Genomic DNA, 17,800 nt, shown 5'->3' on the forward strand with positions numbered 1-17,800 from the left:
CGGTCCGTGGAAGAAGACGTCGTAGATCGCGGCCGCGGGCACGCCCTTCCCGTCGGGCACCGGCGGCGCGGCCGCGGTGACGGCGTCGCCGACCGGGGTGCGGGAAAGCCGCACCCGGCCGGTGAAGTGCGTCGTCACCTGCGGTTCGGTCTGCCCGGCCAGCAAGCGGCTGCCGGTGAGGGCGCAGTCGGCGACCAGGCCGTCGCCGTCCGCGCGGAAGGCCGCGGTGACGGTGAGCGTGCGCGGCTCGTCCCGGTAGAACTTGCAGGGGGCGAGGAACTCGACGTCCTCGACCGCCACCGGGCGCCAGCCGGGCAACGGCAGCGCCGCCACCTCCGCGAACGCCTCGATGCCCAGCACGCCGGGCAGCACCGGGGTGCCGTCGATCCGGTGGTCGGCCAGGAACGGCTGCACGCCCGGGTCGAGCGTGGTCCGCACGACGAGTCCGCTGTGGACGCCCATCCGCTCGACCTCGCCCGCCACCGGCCCGGCCGGGAAGCGCGCCGCGTCGATGCCGTCGCGCTCGTCGGCCAGCGCGCCCAGCTCGCCCGCGACGACGACCTCGCCGCGGTGCGCGCCGCCGGTGAGCTCGCGGCGGATCCACGGGACGCCGACCTCGGGGGGCAGCATCTCGATGCCCGCGCGTTCCATCATCTTCGGGATGGAGCCGCGGGTGGCCATGCCGATACCGGCCCAGGCGGTCCAGTCGAGCGCCAGGCCGCCGGTCGCCGAGGTGAGCTTGCACAGCAGGTCGTTGGCCGCGCTGTAGTCGGTCTGGCCGAGGTTGCCGAACCGTCCCGCGACCGAGCTGAACACGACGGTGGTGCCGGGCGGGTAGTCGCCGAGTGCCTTGCGCACGGTGAACCAGCCGTCGGCCTTGACCCCGAACACGAGGTCGTACTCGCCGGGTCTCTTGTCCGGCAGGGCGTGGCTGATGTCGAGCCCGGCGGCGTGCAGCAGGACGTCGACGTGCTCGACGCCCGCCAGCGCCCGCGCGACCGCGTCGGCGTCGGTGAGGTCGGCGCAGTGGTAGTGCGCCCGGCCGCCCGCGTCGCGCACGGCGTCGATCGCCGCCCGCGCGGCGGCGAGCCGTTCGTAGCGGGCCAGTTCGCGCTCGACCCGCACCGGGGTGGGCCGCTTGCCCTTCGCCGTCGTGAGCCGGGTGATCAGGTCGGCCTTGAGGCCTTCGTGGTCGGTGGTGAACCGGGTGACGTCGGCGTCGCCCTCGTCGGGCTCCGGGGTCAGGTCGAGCAGGTGGAAGGTGCCGCCGGAGGCCTGGGCGAGGTCGGCGGTGATGGCGGAGACGATGCTGCCGGCCGCGCCGGTCACGACGAAGACGGTGTCCGCGTCCAGTGCCATGCCCTCGCCCTCGGGCTCGCGCTCCTCGACCGTGACGCTCCACCGCAGGCCGCCGGCACGGCCGATCTCCAGCGCGCCGGGATCGGTGAGGGTCTCTTCGATCAGCGCGTCGGCGATCTCCTCGCCGGTCGCCGCGGGTCCGAAGTCGACCGCCTTGACCAGCGCGGCGGGCCGTTCGCGGCCGTAGGCCTTGGCGAACCCGGTGACCGCGCCGCCGAGCGGGGCGTACGCGCCGGCGTCGTCGTAGCCGTGGCGGCCGCCGAGCCGGGTGGCGGTGACGAGGAACGGTTCCCGGTCGTGCAGCGTCCGCATCGTGGTGTAGAGCAGCTTCACGCGGATCCGGTTGGCTTCGCGCCAGGCGTCGAGGTCCATGGCTTCGATCGGGCCCTCGTGGTCGAGGGCTGGGAGCCAGTAGACGCCGTGGACGGGCCCGTCGGCGACCCGGGCGGCGAGGTCCTCGGCGGCCGGGTGGTCCTGGACGAGGAGCACGTCGACCCCGCGGTCGGCGAGCTTCCCGGCGAGCGCGGCGCCCGCTCCCCCGTCGTCGCACGCGACGACGACCCGCTGTCCGGCACCGAGTTCGGCACCGGTGGCCCGGCAGAACTCCAGCGGCGGCCGGATGGTCGCGACCGGCACGCGGCGCGGGAACGCCCCGGTTTCCGGCAGCTCTTCCGCCACAATGGACTTCTCCTCGGCGGGCGTCGCCGTGGTCGCGCGGTCGCGCACGAACCCGATGACGTGGGCCAGCGTCGGGTAGTCGCGCAGCCGCAACGTGTCGTCCCGCTCGATCCCGAACCGCTCACGGATCTGGGCGAACACCTCCGCCTGCTTGACCGTGTCCACCCCCAGATCCGCCTCCAGATCCAGGTCCAGCTCCAACATCTCCTCCGGATAACCCGTCTTCTCGGCCACCACCGACAGCACCTGCCCGGTGACGTCGTCCACATCAGACTCGGGCGCGGCCTCCGACCGCTCCCGCACGAACCCGATCACATGGTTCAACGTCGGATAATCCCGCAGCCGCAACGCATCGTCCCGCTCGATCCCGAACCGCTCACGAATCTGCGCGAACACCTCCGCCTGCTTCACCGTGTCCACCCCCAGATCCGCCTCCAGATCCAGATCCAGCTCCAGCATGTCCTCCGGATAACCCGTCTTCTCGGCCACCACCGACAGCACCTGCCCGGTGACGTCGTCACCGGCGGCGGGTTCGGGAACCACCACGGCCGGCTCCGGGACGGGCGCGGTGGCGATCCGCAGCCGCCGGTGGTCGACCTCCAGGTCCGTGCCGCCCAGGTTCGCCAGCCAGCGCCGCCACGCCTCCCGGTCGGCGACGCGGTACTCGTAGCCCAGTTCGGCCGGTGCCCGGTGGCGGCCGTCGGCGACCGGGGTCCAGCGCAGGAGCACCATGCTGATCTGCGAGCCGAACCCGGCCGCCAGCCGCAGCGCGTAGCGGACCGGGTAGGCGCCGCCGCCCGACAGGTTCAGGCGGCCCAGTGACGGGTCGATCTCTTTGAAGTTGGGCACCGGCGGCACGATCCCGGTCTCCAGGGCCTTCACCGCGACCACGTCCTCGATCCCGACGCCCATCGGGTGGCCGGTGAATCCCTTGGTGTTGGCGATGATCACCCGGTCGGCGTCGGGCCCGAAGACCGCCCGCAGCGCGTCGATCTCCGCCTGGGCGCTGCCGCCGCGGGCCGGCGTGTACGTCTCGTGGGAGACGAAAACCAGTTCCGAAGCGACCGCGTGCCGGTCGATGCCCCGCCGTTCCGCCTGCGCCACCAGGGTTTCCATCACCCCGGAGATGTGCTCGACGTCCAGTTTCGTCCCGTGGAACGCGCTGTTGGCGCTGACCCCGGACAGGACCTCGCAGATCGGCCGCAGCCCGCGTTCCCGCGCGGCCGAAGCGGCCTCGACGACGATGCCCGCCGCGCCCATGCCGAGCAGCATCCCGTGACGGCGCGCGTCGAAGGGGACGGCCGCGTCCTCGACCGCCTCGTCGGTGGCCGCCGCGCCGCTGGCCAGGAAGCCGGCGCCGACCCATTCCAGCAGCGGGTCGGACGTCGCGTCGTCGGCCGCGACGATCACCACGCGCCGGCACCGGCCGGCCCGGATCCAGTCCTCGGCCAGCCCGATCGCCTGGGTCGTGCTCGCGCAGGCGGAGTTGACCTGGGTGTTGGGCCCGCGCGCGCCGATGATCTCGGCGAACTGCGAGTGCCCCATCGAGAGCACGCGGAACAGGAACCGGCGGTCGAAGGTGAACGGCGCCGCCGCGATCGCGGCGTCCAGGTCGGCGATCCGGCGGTCGAGGTCGGCGGCGACGTCGCCCTCGGCGAGCGCCCGGATCGCCCGCAGGGTGTCGCGTTCGTGGCGGCGGTGCCGGTCGGCGAGGTACCGCTCGACGTCCTCGGCGAACTCGCCCAGACCGGGGAACGCGGACGCGAAGATGACGCCCGTGTCGTCGCGCAGCGCCTCGGGCAGGCCCCACCGGTCGGCCAGCCGCGTGCCGACCGTCGTGGTCTTGTAGTGCTGCGCCAACGGGATCCCGGCGTCACGCAGCGCGTCGAAGCCCGCGCCGATCGCCAGCCGGGTGCACTCGCCGAGGGCCTGGTCGCGCTCGGCGTCGACGCCGAACTCTTCGACGAGGTCGAGCGCGCCCGCGCGGGCCGCGAGCTTGATGACGTCGTCCGGGCTGTCGATGTTCTCGAAGCGCGGACTGCCGTTCTCGCTCTTGACCAGCCGGGTGATGTGCTTGTCGGCGATGGCTTCGCGGAAGGCGCGCGGGATCGCGCCGATGAACTGCTCGCCGTGCAGGATCCGGCCGACGTTGGCGTCGTCGAAGACGTGCTCGGTGCCGGGCAGGCCGAGGGCGGCGCCGGTGATCACGACCGGCTCGGCCTCCGCGGGCACCGGAGCGGGCGCGGGCGCGGGTGCGGGCGCGCCGCCCAGCACGGCCTGGCCGCGGGTGAAGAAGTCGGCCACCAGGTGGCCCAGTTCGGTGTAGCGATCGGTGCTCATGGTCGGTGTCCTCGGCTCCGTGGGCGCCGCTTCGGAGGCGCCGAACCCGGCGGCGTAGAGCCCGCACAAGGCCTGGTTGAACGACACCAGGTCGCCCTGCTTGAGGTGGTTGGTGAACAGGGCCAGCACGTCGTCGTGCCGGCCGCCGAGCGCGTCCTCGACGAAGCCGTGCAAGGCTTTCTTCGGCCCGACTTCGACGAACACCCGCGCGCCTTCGGCGTAGAGCGTCTCGAGGCCCTTGACGAACTGGACCGGCGAGGCGACCTGGCGGCCCAGGATGTCGAGCATCCGCTCGCGCGCGTCCGGACCGCTCGGGTACAGCTGCCCGTCGACGTTCGCGACGACGGGCAGCGACGGCACCTTCAGGTCGAGCCGCCGCAGCAGCCGGACCAGCGGCTCGCTGACCGGCGCGACGATCGCGGTGTGGAAGGCGTGGCTGACCGGCAGCCGCACGGCGGTGCGGCCCGCCTCGGTGAACGCCGCCACCGCCGCTTCGACCGCGGTCGTGGCGCCGCCGATCACCGCCTGGGCGGTGCTGTTGACGTTGGCGATCACGACGTAGCCGTCGATCCCGGCCAGCGTCCGCTCGATCTCCTCGAGCGGGGCGAACACCGCGGCCATCGCGCCGTTGTCCTCGACGGTGAGGTGGGCCATCTCGGCGCCGCGCGCGCTGACCGCTTCGAGAGCGTCCTCGAAGGACAGTGCGCCGGCGGCGACCAGCGCGCCGTACTCGCCGAGGCTGTGCCCCATCACCAGGTCCGGCCGGACGTGGTGCTCGGCCAGCAGCCGGGTGAGGGCGAGGTCGGCGGCCAGGACGGCCGGCTGGGTGATCTCGGTCCGCAGCAACCGCTGCTCCGCGCGGGCGACGGCGTCCGCGCCGTCGGCGAAGAGGTACTCGGTGAGCGGCTTGCCGAGCAGCGGCGTCATCACCGCGTCCGCCTCGGCGAAGGTCTCGGCCACCACCGGTTCCCGAGCGGCCAGCGTGCGGAGCATGTTGACGTACTGGGATCCCTGGCCGGTGTAGAGGAAGGCGATCTTGCCGCGCGGACCGCGGCCGAGGAAGATCCCCTGGGAGCGCAACGCCTTCCACATCGCCGGCTTCTCGAACGCCTGCAACGCGCGCTGCGCCTTCGCGGTGAGCTCGGCGGCGTCGCCGTAGTCGATCGCGATCCGCACCGGCGCGGCGAGGTCGGCCGCCGACGGCGGGCCCATCGGCGGCGGCTCACCCGCGGCGGCCCGCCGCAGCCGGTCCACGAGCCCGCGCTCGTCGGCGGCACCCGCGACGAACGCGCCACGCACGGGCCCGGTTTCCGGGGGCCCGGTCTTGGCCGGCCCGGTCTTCGCGGGCAGGTCGGCTCCGGCGAAGGACACGGACTTCCGTTCCGGGTCGCGGTGCCGGCCGGGCACGTACTCCTCGAGCACGGCGTGGAAGTTCGTCCCGCCGAAGCCGAACGCGCTCACCCCGGCCCGGCGGACCCCGGCCGGGGGCGTGGCCCACTCGCGGATTTCGGTGTTGAGCCGGAACGGGCCACCGGCGAAGTCGATGTGCGGGTTCGGCACCTCGGCGTGCAGGGTGGCCGGGAGCACCTTCTCGTGCAGCGCCATGACCGCCTTGAACAACCCCGCCGTCCCGGCCGCGCCCTTGAGGTGACCGATGGTGGACTTCACCGAGCCGAGCGGGATCGAGCCCGCCGGCGCCGAGCCGAAGACCTCGGTGAGCGCCTGCACCTCGACGACGTCGCCGACCGCGGTGGACGTGCCGTGGCCCTCCACCAGCGAACACGTCGCCGGGTCCGCACCGGCCAGCCGCCAGGCCCGCTCGACGGCGAGCCGCTGCCCGACCGGGTTGGGCGCGGTGATGCCCTTGCCCCTGCCGTCGCTGGACCCGGCCATCCCCAGCAGCACGGCGTAGATCCGGTCACCGTCGCGTTCGGCGTCGGCCAGCCGTTTGAGCAGGAACAGGTTCCCGCCTTCGCCCATGACGAACCCGTCCGCGCCCTTGCCGTAGGGCCGGGTGCCGGTGGCCGAAAGGGCCCCGATCTTGCAGAACTTCACGTACGCGGCGATGCCCATGTTGCGGTCGATGCCGCCGGTGAGCACCGTGTCGTACTCGCCGTTGATCAGGCCTTCCACCGAGGCCGCCATGGCCGCGAGCCCGGACGCGCAGGCGGCGTCGGTGACGTAGCTGGGCCCGTGGAAGTCGAAGAGGTTCGCGATCCGGCCGACGATGACGTTGGCCAGCTCCCCGGGCATGCTGTCCTCGGTGACGTCCGGGATGGACTCGTGCAGGCCCTGGCGTGCTTCGTCGACGATCGCGGCCCGGGTCGCCTTGGGCAGCGCGGAAAACGCCGCCGACCGCTCGAGTTCCCTGGCGAACTCGGGGAAGCTGATCCGCAACGCGGTCTGGTAGTGCTTCTCGCCGGCCAGCGCGTTGCCGACGATCACGGCGGTCCGCTCGTGATCGAGCTTCCGCTCCGGCCAGCCGTGGTCGAGCAGCGTCGCGCGCGCCAGGTTGACCGCCCACTTCTGGGCCTCGTCCATGTACGCCGAGACCTTCGGGGGCACCGGGAGGTGCCAGGCCCGCGGGTCCCACTCGAACTCGCGGACCCAGCCGCCGATCTTCGAGTACGTCTTGTCCGGCACGGCCGGGTCGGCGTCGTAGTACAACGCGGGATCCCAGCGCCCGGGCGGGACGTCACTGATCGAGTAGCGGCCGCCGATGATGTTGCTCCAGAACTTCTTCGCGTCCGGCGCGTCGGGCATGATCGCGCTCACGCCGACGATCGCGACGGCGCGTTCGTGGGGTTGCTCGTGCATCACTTGCCTCCGGATCGGCCGTTGAGGATGGCGGCGAGCGTGTCCGCGTCGGCGAGCCCGCCCGCCTGGCTCGCGGTGACCTCCGGCAGCCGCAGCGCGGAGGCCAGGCCGGGCACCGCGGTGTCCGCGCTGCCCTGGACGAGCCGCAGCCCGTCGAAAGCGACGCGCAGCGCGGCCTCCCGCGCGAAAACCCTGGCCAGGACGGCGAGCTCGGCGACGTCGAAGCGCCGGTCGGCCTTCGACGGCAGCTCGGCGAGCGCGGCACGCCGGCACAGGGCGGCGGCGCATTCGGCGTACGCGATCAGCTCCCCGAGGCGCAGGAGGATGTGCTGGTGCCGGGTGAGCCGCGCGGTGCGGCAGCGTTCCAGCAGTTCGGCGAGCACGTGCAGGCCGAGCGCGGCGGTGCCCGCGCCGGTCTCCGGGCGGGCCGCGTCGAGGGTTTCCAGTTCCCCCGCTCGCTCGTGGTAGTACCGGCCGCGGGTCTTGAGGTGCTCCTGCCAGCGGTCGCGGGAGATCGTCATCTCCATGATCTCCGACGTGCCTTCGTAGATCGTGGTGATCCGGACGTCGCGCTTGATCTTCTCCACCAGGTATTCGCGCGTGTAGCCGTAGCCGCCGTGCGCTTGGATCGCCGCGTCCGCGGCCAGGTTGCCCGCCTCGGTCGCCAGGTACTTGGCGATCGCGCCTTCGGTGGTGAGCCCCTGCTCCCCGGAGTCCAGGCGGGTCGCGGTTTCCTCGATGTACGCCCGGGCGGCTTCGAGTCGCGCCGCGTGCGGCACGAACAGCTTGTGCGTGTAGCCCTGCTTGCGCGACAGCGGACCGCCGGCTTGGATCCGGTCGGCGGCGTAGGCGATCGCCCGGTCCAGCGCGGCCCAGCCGGCGCCGAGCCCGAAGGCGGCGACCATGAGCCGCGTGTAGCCGAACACCTGCTGGGCCTGCCACAGGCCCTGTCCCTCGACACCGCCGACGAGCGCGTCGGCCCCGACTTCGACGTCGTCGAGGAACAGCGCGGCGGTGTTGCTCAGCCGGATGCCGTGCTTGTCTTCGGGTTTCGCCCGCGTGAACCCGGTCGTGCCGCGTTCGAGGACGAACCAGCTCGGCCCGCCCGGTGCTTTCGCCAGGACGCAGTAGGCGTCGGCGATCCCGCCGTTGCTGATCCACTGCTTGCGGCCGGTGATCCGGTACCCGGTGGTGTGGCCGCCGTCGCCGACGGGCACGGCGACGGTCTTGAGCGCCCCGAGGTCGCTGCCGGCTTCGGGTTCGGTCGCCCCGTAGGCGAACAAGAGCCCTTCCCCGGCCATCCGGGACAACCACGTCTTCTTCTGCTCGGAGGTCGCGCCGACGGCGATCGGGTCGCTGCCGAGCGCGGTGGCGAGCACGCTGGTCGCGACGCCGAGGTCGATCCCGGCCATGCGCTCGCAGACCCGGCAGACGTCGAGGCTGCCCGCCCCCATCCCGCCGTAGTCCTCGGGCACGAACAGCAGGTGGATCCCGAGGTCGTCCCCGCACATGCGGCGAACCAGCTCCTCCGGGCATTCGTCGTCGCGGTCGAGCCGCAGCAGCAGCTCCGCGGGCAGGTTCCGGTCGGCGAACTCCCCGATCGCCTCCAGGATCATGGTCAGGGTTTCGGCGTCCAGGCCGGAAAGCTCGACATCAGTCATGACTCGGCCCGCGACGTCGCGCGATGATCAGGCACCCCTGCATCGCGGGTCCTCCTCTCCCTCGAGACGGACTTGCGCGATCCCCCACCGTCGAACCGACCCGGCGGTAGGACAGGGGCCTAACGTCACCGCCGGAGCGCCGATCGGCCCTACATTGGTTCAGACCACTAGGTTTGGCGCGAAAGCGCCGCCACGCGGGGGAATCCGCTCGCCCCACCAGCCCAGCGAGCGACGACAGGACGGGTGGACCCGGCCGCGGCGATCGCGGCGGCCAGGTGCGGTGGCGAACCGGCCCTCGGCCGGGCAAGCGCGCACCGGGCTCGCGCGGTCGATCTCCGCCCGCACCGCTCGTGCCGAGCGGCGCCACCGGGTTTCCGGCCGCGTTTCCGGCCGCCGCGTGGACGTAAGTCCCTCGGATCGCGGCACTCGGACCCTGCGCCGCACCGGAACCCCTCGCTTCACTGGGGTATGCCCACGATCGCACGAGCCCGCCGCCGCGCGCCGGGGAACCGCCTGGTGAACGCGCTGGTGGTGTGGCTGCTGGGGTCCGCCCTCGCTCCGCTGGTGAACCGGCGGCTCTGCGCGCTGCGTTACCGGCCCGCCAGCTCGGCGGAGCCGGTCACCTTCCCGGTGGGGTACACCCGCTCGGCCGGCCGGGTCGTCGTCGTGGCCGGGAACCCGGACGCCAAGCGGTGGTGGCGGCACTTCCGCGGTGACGCCGACGCCGAACTGCTGCTCGATGGCCACTGGGCACCGACGACGGGACGACTGCTCGACGGGCCCGCCCGGACGGCGGCGGCCGCGGGCCTTCCCCGCGTCCCGGTACCGCCGGACGCCCCGGTGGTGGCGTTCACCGCCCCCGCGCGTATCCCCCCGGGACGCGGTCCGGCGTTGCGGTGGTTCGTCGTCGTGACGTTCGCCGAGTTCGTCGGCTTCGCCGTGCCGGCGACGGCCGGGGCGCTGACCGCGGATCGGCCGGCCGCCGTCGTCGTGCCCGTGATGCTGCTGGCGGGCGCGCTGGAAGGCACCGCGCTCGGGTGCGGGCAAGCGTGGGTCCTCCGGCGCGTTCTTCCCGCCTTCGAGTCCCGGGCGTGGGTCGCGGCGACGGCGGTCGCGGCCGCGATCGCCTACGCGATCGGCCTGGCTCCCAGTACCTGGCTTCCGGCACTGACGAAGTTGCCGCCCGCGCTCCTGTGGCCGACCGTGACTGTCATGGGAACCACGCTGCTGCTGTCCATCGGCTTCGCCCAATGGCTGGTCCTGCGACGTCGCCTCGCGCGCTCGTCCGGCTGGGTCGCCGCCACGGCCGGCGCGTGGCTGCTCGGGCTGGCCGTGTTCCTCGGTGTGACCATGCCACTGTGGCAGCCCGGCCAACCGGTGGCCACCACGATCGTCGTCGGCGCGTTCGGCGGCCTCCTCATGGCGGCGACCACCTCGGCGGTGACCGGCCTCGCCCTCGGCCACCTGACCGACCGCCGGGCCGCCGTGACCGCGTACCGATCGTGATCGAGGTGGACCGCCCCGCCACCGGTCGGGACCATGGTCCACAAGGCCCCGCCGGCGATCCCGGCGGGCCGGCCTGTCGTCGACCTCCAGGGAGACCCGGTGACCCAGACCGCACGGACCGCTTCCCCGTTGCTCGAACGGATCAGTGAAAGCCTGATCGGCGAAGGCGAAGTCCTCGACGGGCCCTACGGCCCGCACCGCATCACCTACGCCGACTACACCGCGTCCGGCCGGGCTTTGGACTTCGTCGAGGACTACGTGCGCGACCACGTCCTGCCGCGCTACGCCAACACCCACACCGAAAGCTCCGGCACCGGCCTGCACACCGGCCTGCTGCGCGAACAGGCCCGCGACATCATCCACGCCTCGGTCGGCGCCACCGCGGACGACGTCGTGATCTTCTGCGGCTCGGGCGCCACTGCGGCGGTGAACAAGCTCGTCGGCATCCTCGAACTGCGCCTCCCGGCCGGTCCCGACGAGCGCTACCGGCTCAGCGACCGCATTCCCGCCGCCGACCGGCCGGTGGTGTTCGTCGGACCGTACGAGCACCACTCCAACGAACTGCCGTGGCGCGAGTCCATCGCCGACGTCGTCGCCATCGACGAGGACGAGAACGGCCACATCGACCTCGCCCACCTCGAAATCGAACTCCGCCGCCACGCCGACCGGCCGCTGCGGATCGGCAGCTTCTCCGCCGCCTCCAACGTCACCGGCATCCTCACCGACACCGACCGCGTCGCGGCCCTGCTGCACTCCCGCGGCGCACTGTCCTTTTGGGACTACGCCGCCGCCGGCCCCTACCTGCCGATCCGGATGGCCGAGAGCGCGCCGGGCCGCGGCGACCACAAGGACGCCCTCTTCCTGTCCCCGCACAAGTTCGTCGGCGGCCCGCAGACCCCCGGCGTCCTCGTCGTGCGCCGCGAGCTCGTCGCCAACCGGGTCCCCACGGTCCCCGGTGGCGGCACCGTGGCGTTCGTCGGCCCGCACACCCACCGCTTCCTGGCCGACCCGGTCGCCCGGGAGGAAGGCGGCACCCCCGCCATCGTCGAATCCGTCCGCGCGGGTCTCGTCTTCGCGCTCAAGGACGCCGTCGGCGCCGACGTGATCCGGGCGCGCGAGGAACAGCTTTGGCGGCAGGCGATCGAGCGCTGGTCCGCGCACCCGCGGATCGACGTGCTCGGGCACCACCGGGCGGCGCGGCTGTCGATCGTGTCCTTCCGGATCGGCGCCGGAAACCTCTTCCTGCACCACAACTTCGTCGTCGCCGTCCTCAACGACCTGTTCGGCATCCAGGCCCGCGGCGGCTGCTCGTGCGCGGGTCCCTACGGGCACCGGCTGCTCGGCATCGACGCCGCGCGCTCACAGGCCTACGAAGAAGAGGCCGTCCGCGGGTGCGACGGGATCAAGCCCGGCTGGGCGCGGCTGAACTTCAACTACTTCATCTCCGACACCGTGGCCGGCTACCTCGTCGACGCCGTGGCGCTGCTGGCCCAGTACGGCCACCGGCTGCTGCCGGACTACCGCTTCGACCCGCGCACGGGCTTGTGGCGCCACGCGCGGGCGGACGAGTTCCCGCCCGAGGTGCCGGACCTGCGGCACTTCGCCGGCGCACCGGCCGGCCCGCCCCGGCGGCTGGGCGAGGACGCGCTCGCCGAGCACCTGCGGCGAGCGCGGCGGATCCTCGGTGAAAAGCCGGACGTCGTCCCCGACGGGCCGAGCGGGCTGTCGCCCGGGTTGGACGCCCTGCGCTGGTTCCCGCTCCCGGCCGCCTGCCTCTGACCTCAGCCGGAATCCGGCCCGGTCCCGTGCGCGGGAGACCGCGGCCGGCGGGATGATGACGTCGCGGCAGTCGCGGCCGTACCCGTCACATCTCGAAGACGATGCGCGCCGGGACCTTCCCGGCCAGGACCTCCTCGATCGAGTCGTTGACCTCTTCGAGCTTGCGGTCGACGGCCACCACGCGGGTGCGGCCCGCCGCGTGCAGGGCGAAGACGTCGGCGAGGTCGGTGCGGGTGCCGACGATCGACCCGATGACCGACTTGCCGCCGAGGACGGTGTCGAAGATCGGCAGGGTCATGGTGCCGTCGGCGGGCAGCGCGACGCACACGAGCCGGCCGCCGCGGCGCAGGGACCGGAACGCCTGGTCGAACGAGGCGGGCGAGGCGGCCAGCGCGACGGCGACGTCCGCCCCGCCGAGCGCCTGGATCGCCTCGGCCGGGTCGCCTTCGGTGGCGTCGACGACGTGGTCGGCGCCCAGCTCGGTGGCCAGCGCCAGCTTGTCGGCCGTGACGTCCACGCCGATGGTGAACCCGCCGAAGATCCGCGCGTACTGCAGGGCCAGGTGCCCAAGCCCGCCGATGCCGAAGACGGCGACCGTCTCGGCCGGCGCGACGCCGGCGACCTTGATCGCCTTGTAGGTCGTCACGCCCGCGCAGGTGAGCGGTGCGGCGTCGCGGGAGCTGACGCCGTCGGGGACCGGGGTGGCGAAGGCGGCGGGGACCGCCGCGTATTCGGCGAAGGCGCCGTTGACCGAGTAGCCGGAGTTGCGCTGCCGCTCGCACAGCGTTTCCCGCCCGGAGTTGCAGTACCGGCACTCCCCGCAGGCGTGGCCGAGCCACGCGATCGCGACGCGCTGGCCGGTGGCGCGGGTGCGCACGGCCGGCCCGACCCGCTCGATCACGCCGATGCCTTCGTGCCCGGGCACGAACGGCGGGGCCGGCTTGACCGGCCAGTCGCCGTGCGCGGCGTGGATGTCGGTGTGGCACAGCCCGCTGCGCTCGATGCGCACCAGGACCTCGCCGGGTCCGATTTCGGGAACCGGGATGTCTTGCACCTGCAGCGGCGCACCGAACTCGGTGACGACAGCGGCTTTCATGGACGAACTCCCATCGGGTAGGGGCTAACGGTTGTCGACGGCGCCGTCGGCCCGGCCGACGGCGGCGCGGCCGGCCTCGAGCCGGGCGACCGGCACGCGGAACGGCGAGCAGGACACGTAGTCCAGGCCCACCTCGTGGAAGAACTCGATCGACGCGGGGTCGCCGCCGTGCTCCCCGCACACGCCGAGAACGAGCTCCGGGCGGGTGGCACGGCCCGCCGCCGCGGCGGAGGCGATGAGCCGGCCGACGCCGTCCCGGTCGATCGTCTCGAACGGCGACACCGGGAAAATGCCTTCGGCGACGTAGGTGGGGAAGAACGCCGCTTCGACGTCGTCGCGGGAGAATCCCCACACGGTCTGGGTGAGGTCGTTGGTGCCGAAGGAGAAGAACTCGGCGGATTCCGCGATGCGGCCCGCGGTCAGCGCGGCCCGGGGCAGCTCGATCATGGTGCCGATCTCGTACGGGAAGACCGTCCCGCCGGCGACCTCGTCGAGGGTCCGCCGGGCGCGGCCGGCCATGATCTCCAGTTCCCGCACGTCGCCGACCAAGGGGATCATGATCTCCACGCGCGGGTTCCCGCCGGCCCGGACCCGGATCACGGCCGCTTCGGCGACGGCGCGCACCTGCATCTCGTAGAGGCCGCGCACGACCAGGCCGAGCCGGACCCCGCGGGTGCCGAGCATCGGATTCTGCTCGTGCAGCCGCTCGACCGCGCGCAGCAGCTCTTCCGGCGCGTCCGGCCGGCCCAGCGCCCTGGCCACCGCCACCTCGGCGGTCAGCGCGGTGCGGTCGGGCAGGAACTCGTGCAGCGGCGGGTCGAGCAGCCGGATGGTCACCGGCAGCCCGTCCATCTCCTCGAGGATTCCCACGAAGTCCGCGCGCTGCAGCGGCAGCAGGGCCCCGAGCGCGGACTCGCGCTCGGCGTCGGTCTCGGCGAGGATCAGCCGCTCGACCAGCACCCGCCGGTCGCCGAGGAACATGTGCTCGGTGCGGCACAGCCCGACCCCGGTCGCCCCGAGCCGCCGGGCCCGGCGCGTGTCCGCCACGGTGTCGGCGTTGGCCCGCACCTCCAGCCGGCGCCGGGCGTCGGCGTGGGTGATGATCCGGTCGACCGCCTGCAGGAGCGCGTCGTCACCGGGCTCGCGCCGGCCTTCGAAGTAGTCGACGACCGGGGAGGGCACCACGGCGATTTCGCCGAGGTGGACTTCGCCGGCGGTGCCGTCGATCGAGATCACGTCGCCCTCGGCGACGACTGTGCCGTCCGCGGTCGTGAACCGGCGGTTCGCGGTGTCGACGTCCAGGGATTCGGCCCCGCACACGCAGGTCCGGCCAAGCCCGCGCGCGACGACGGCGGCGTGCGACGTCTTGCCGCCGCGGCTGGTGAGCACCCCGCGGGCGTGGATGAGCCCGTCGAGGTCGTCGGGGTTGGTCTCCCGCCGCACGAGGATGACCGCGGCCCCTTCCCGGGCCCGGCGGACCGCGGTGGCCGAGTCGAAGACGGCCTCGCCGACCGCCGCCCCCGGGGAGGCCGCGACGCCGGTGGCGATGGGCGGGGTGGCGGTGCCGGCGAAGCGCGGGAACATCAGCTGGGCCAGCTGAGCGCCGGTGACCCGGCGCAGCGCCTCGTCGGCGTCGATCAGGCCTTCTTCGCGCAGGGCTTCGGCGATGCGGAACGCGGCGGCCGCGGTGCGCTTGCCGACCCGGGTCTGCAGCATCCACAGCTTGCCGCGTTCGATGGTGAACTCGATGTCGCACAGGTCGCGGTAGTGCTCCTCCAGCGTCCGCATGATCCCCATGAGCTGCTCGTAGGCACGCGGCTGAAGTTCGGCGAGCCGGTGCAGGGGCAGGGTGTTGCGGATGCCGGCCACGACGTCCTCGCCCTGGGCGTCGGCGAGGTAGTCGCCGTAGACGCCGGGCGCGCCGGTGGCCGGGTCGCGGGTGAACGCGACCCCCGTGCCGGAGTCCTCTCCGAGGTTGCCGAACACCATCGCGCACACGTTGACCGCGGTGCCGAGGTCCTCGGGAATGTGCTCGGCCCGGCGGTACACGTGGGCGCGGTCGGTGTTCCACGACTCGAACACCGACCGGATCGCCAGGTCGAGCTGCTCGCGCGGGTCCTGCGGGAACGCCCGGCCCGCCTGCTCGGCGACGATGTCCTTGAACGTGGCGGTCAGTGCCCGCAGGTCTTCGGCGTCCAGGTCCAGGTCGCCGGTGACGCCCTTGGCCCGCTTCGCCGCCCGCAACGCGCCGCTGAAGTGCTCGTCGGCCACGCCGAGCACGGTCGTGCCGAACATCTGCACCAGCCGCCGGTAGGAGTCCCACGCCAGCCGCTCGTCCCCCGACCACGCGGCGAGGCCCGCCACCGAGTCGTCGGTCAGCCCGATGTCGAGGACGGTGTCCATCATGCCCGGCATGGAGAAGCGCGCTCCGGACCGGACCGAGACCAGCAGCGGCCCGTCCACCTGCCCGAGCTTGCGCCCCATCGCCCGCTCCAGCGCGTGCAGGTGCTCCGCCACCTCCGCGGCCAGCCCCTCGGGCGGCGACCCGGTGGCCAGGTAGGCCCGGCAGGCCTCGGTCGTGATGGTGAACCCCGGCGGGACCGGCAGGCCCATCACCGTCATTTCGGCGAGGTTGGCGCCTTTGCCGCCGAGCAGATCCGCCATGGCCCGGTTGCCCTCGGCGAAGTCGTACACGTACTTGGGCATCGTCGTCTCCTCTGCGGGGTCCGGATCTCGGCTCGACGAGCCCGATCGCACCAGCTCGCCGGCCGTACGGCATACCGCACAAGGGTTCCCCGAGAGAGGCCCTAGGTCCTCGGTCAGGAGGACCGTCGGTCCTCGCCGGCCAGCGGCACCTCCCAGGTGACGACGTTCCCCGCGGCCGGGTCTTCGTCCGGCGACGCCGGGTCGCCGTCGTCTTCGACCCGGGCGAAGAGGCAGCCCGGGCCGGGTCCCGGCCGCAGTTCGACGGTGACGGTCACGTGGCGGACCCCGGACCGGCGGGCGACCCCGGCCAGCGCGCCGTCCAGGACGTCCATCAGCCGGTCCCGGACCGGACCGCGCAGCGCGGTGTCGAGCCTGCTGTCGAGCCGCGAGGTCATCGCCACGTCCGAGGCTTCGGCCGCCGCGTCGAGGAGGTCCTGGATGCGCCGGTGCAGCGCCCGCTCGCGCGCGGGTTCGGTGTGGATCGCGAACACCGCCGAGTTCAGCCGCTGGATGACCCCGTCGACCTCCCGCGCGGCGGCGCGCACCCGGCGCGCGGCGTCTTCGCGCTGAATGATCTTGAGCGCGGCGGTCAAGCCCGTGGCGATCGTCGAGAGCCTGCCGACGACCGCGGTGTTGAGCTCGCGCGCGATGCGTTCCCGGTCGTCCAGCACCGACAGGAGCACCGCGTCGCGGCGCCGCTCCGCCAGTTCCAGGACGATCGCGGCCTGCGCGGCGAACAGCTCCAGCGACCGGACGACGCTGGTCGGGGTGATCGCGTGGCCCGGGGCGTTGACCACGGCCAGGACCCCGCGCACGGCGTCCGGCGGCCCCAGCGGTACCCCCAGCGCGGCCCCGACGGCCACTTCGGGCCCGAGCCCCGAGTGCCGCGCGGCCGGCGACGCGTCCTCGCTGATCACGGAGCGGCCGGTCCGGAAGACCCGCACGCTCAGCGGCTCCGGGCCCGCTCCGGCGGCGCCGGTCAGCGGCAGCCGCAACGAGCGGTAGGCGTCGGCCTGCGCTCCCGCCGAGGCCGCGACGACGAGGTGTTCGCGGCCGTCGTCGGGTACCAGGACCAGCGTCTGGTCGACCGCGGCGATGGAGCGCGCCCGGGCCGCGATCAGCTCCAGCACGTCCTCGGCCGGCGCGTCGGCCAGTACCGCGGCGGTGATGTCGGCGGTCGCGGCCAGCTGCTCGTTGGCCTGGTGGAGTTCCTGGCTGCGCGCGAAGACCTCCGCCTGCATCGCCTGCCGCTCGCCCGCTCCGGCGTCGTTCGGCGGCAGCCGTTCCAGGAAGTGGGTGACCTCTTCCACCCGGTGCAGGATCCACCGCACCGAACCGGCCCCGTCGATCACGGGGCTGTTCACCGTGCTCCAGAAGCGCTGTTCGACCACCCCGGGCTGCCCGGCCACCGCGACGTCGTAGCGCTGCAGCGGCATGACGTGCCGCTGCCCGGTCGTCAGGACGCGCTCCAGCGAAGCACGCAGGGACCGGGCCCCGCGGGGGTCGTCGGGGTTGTCGGGGAAGGCGGTGAAGACGTGCTGCCCGACCAGCTCCGCGCGGCCGCGGCCGGAGACGTCCAGGTAGGCGTCGTTCACCGCGAGGAAGACCAGCTCCGGGGACAGCACGGCCATCGCCGACGGGCCCGCCAGAAACACGGCGCCGAAGTCCACACCCAGCTCCATCACGCCTCGTTCCCGCACCGGGCAGCCGGTGGCCGCGCGTCGACACCGGCTTCGACGTACCGGGCTTGACCGTCTGCATGTTTAGCACCCCCGCGCCACCGCGCGCACTTCCGCTCCGCGGAAGGCGAGTTTCCGTGGGGCGCAAGCGATCTTCGTCGCGGCCTCGGCTCCACAGT

Annotated in this window: 6 protein-coding genes and 1 pseudogene; 2 read left to right on the forward strand and 5 right to left on the reverse strand. The window is 73.3% G+C overall.

Annotated elements, in window-relative coordinates; all coding sequences use genetic code 11:
• Positions 1 to 222: 222 nt before the first annotated feature.
• A pseudogene (locus ACWEVP_RS21165) lies at positions 223 to 7,194 on the reverse strand (SDR family NAD(P)-dependent oxidoreductase); the annotation flags it as partial.
• Positions 7,194 to 8,855: an acyl-CoA dehydrogenase family protein gene (locus ACWEVP_RS21170; protein WP_452064269.1), complete on the reverse strand. Its 1,662-nt coding sequence runs from the start codon at positions 8,853 to 8,855 to the stop codon at positions 7,194 to 7,196. The gene ACWEVP_RS21170 and the pseudogene ACWEVP_RS21165, both read right to left, overlap by 1 nt.
• 468 nt (positions 8,856 to 9,323) lie before the next feature.
• Here ACWEVP_RS21170 and ACWEVP_RS21175 point away from each other — a divergent pair, with 468 nt between their 5' ends.
• Together ACWEVP_RS21175 and ACWEVP_RS21180 are read left to right on the forward strand one after the other, a co-directional pair.
• Positions 9,324 to 10,361 carry a hypothetical protein gene (locus tag ACWEVP_RS21175; RefSeq protein ID WP_452064270.1) on the forward strand — a complete coding sequence of 346 codons (1,038 nt, stop codon included), beginning with the start codon at positions 9,324 to 9,326 and terminating at the stop codon, positions 10,359 to 10,361.
• Between the two features lie 99 nt (positions 10,362 to 10,460).
• Positions 10,461 to 12,140: an aminotransferase class V-fold PLP-dependent enzyme gene (locus ACWEVP_RS21180; RefSeq protein ID WP_452064271.1), complete on the forward strand. Its 1,680-nt coding sequence runs from the start codon at positions 10,461 to 10,463 to the stop codon at positions 12,138 to 12,140.
• A gap of 85 nt (positions 12,141 to 12,225) precedes the next feature.
• Here the strand turns inward: ACWEVP_RS21180 and ACWEVP_RS21185 are convergent, their stop codons facing one another.
• From ACWEVP_RS21185 to ACWEVP_RS21195, 3 genes are all read right to left on the reverse strand, one after another.
• A complete protein-coding gene (locus ACWEVP_RS21185; protein WP_452064272.1) occupies positions 12,226 to 13,236 on the reverse strand; it encodes a zinc-dependent alcohol dehydrogenase in 1,011 nt (336 codons plus the stop codon).
• 24 nt (positions 13,237 to 13,260) lie between these two features.
• Complete coding sequence (ppdK, locus tag ACWEVP_RS21190; RefSeq protein WP_452064273.1) at positions 13,261 to 15,942, reverse strand: pyruvate, phosphate dikinase; 2,682 nt, start codon at positions 15,940 to 15,942, stop codon at positions 13,261 to 13,263.
• A 113-nt stretch (positions 15,943 to 16,055) separates the two neighbouring features.
• Entirely contained in the window at positions 16,056 to 17,624 is a 1,569-nt protein-coding gene (locus tag ACWEVP_RS21195; RefSeq protein WP_452064274.1) for a GAF domain-containing protein, read from the reverse strand.
• Positions 17,625 to 17,800 lie beyond the last annotated feature (176 nt).

The sequence above is a fragment of the Amycolatopsis sp. NPDC003865 genome (assembly GCF_053605345.1).

Bases quoted from the DNA above. Each gene is read 5' to 3' on its own strand.
- ppdK (WP_452064273.1), bottom strand. From the start codon at position 15,942: ATGCCCAAGTACGTGTACGACTTCGCCGAGGGCAACCGGGCCATGGCG.
- ACWEVP_RS21185 (WP_452064272.1), bottom strand. From the start codon at position 13,236: ATGAAAGCCGCTGTCGTCACCGAGTTCGGTGCGCCGCTGCAGGTGCAA.
- ACWEVP_RS21195 (WP_452064274.1), bottom strand. From the start codon at position 17,624: ATGGAGCTGGGTGTGGACTTCGGCGCCGTGTTTCTGGCGGGCCCGTCG.
- ACWEVP_RS21170 (WP_452064269.1), bottom strand. From the start codon at position 8,855: ATGACTGATGTCGAGCTTTCCGGCCTGGACGCCGAAACCCTGACCATG.
- ACWEVP_RS21175 (WP_452064270.1), top strand. From the start codon at position 9,324: ATGCCCACGATCGCACGAGCCCGCCGCCGCGCGCCGGGGAACCGCCTG.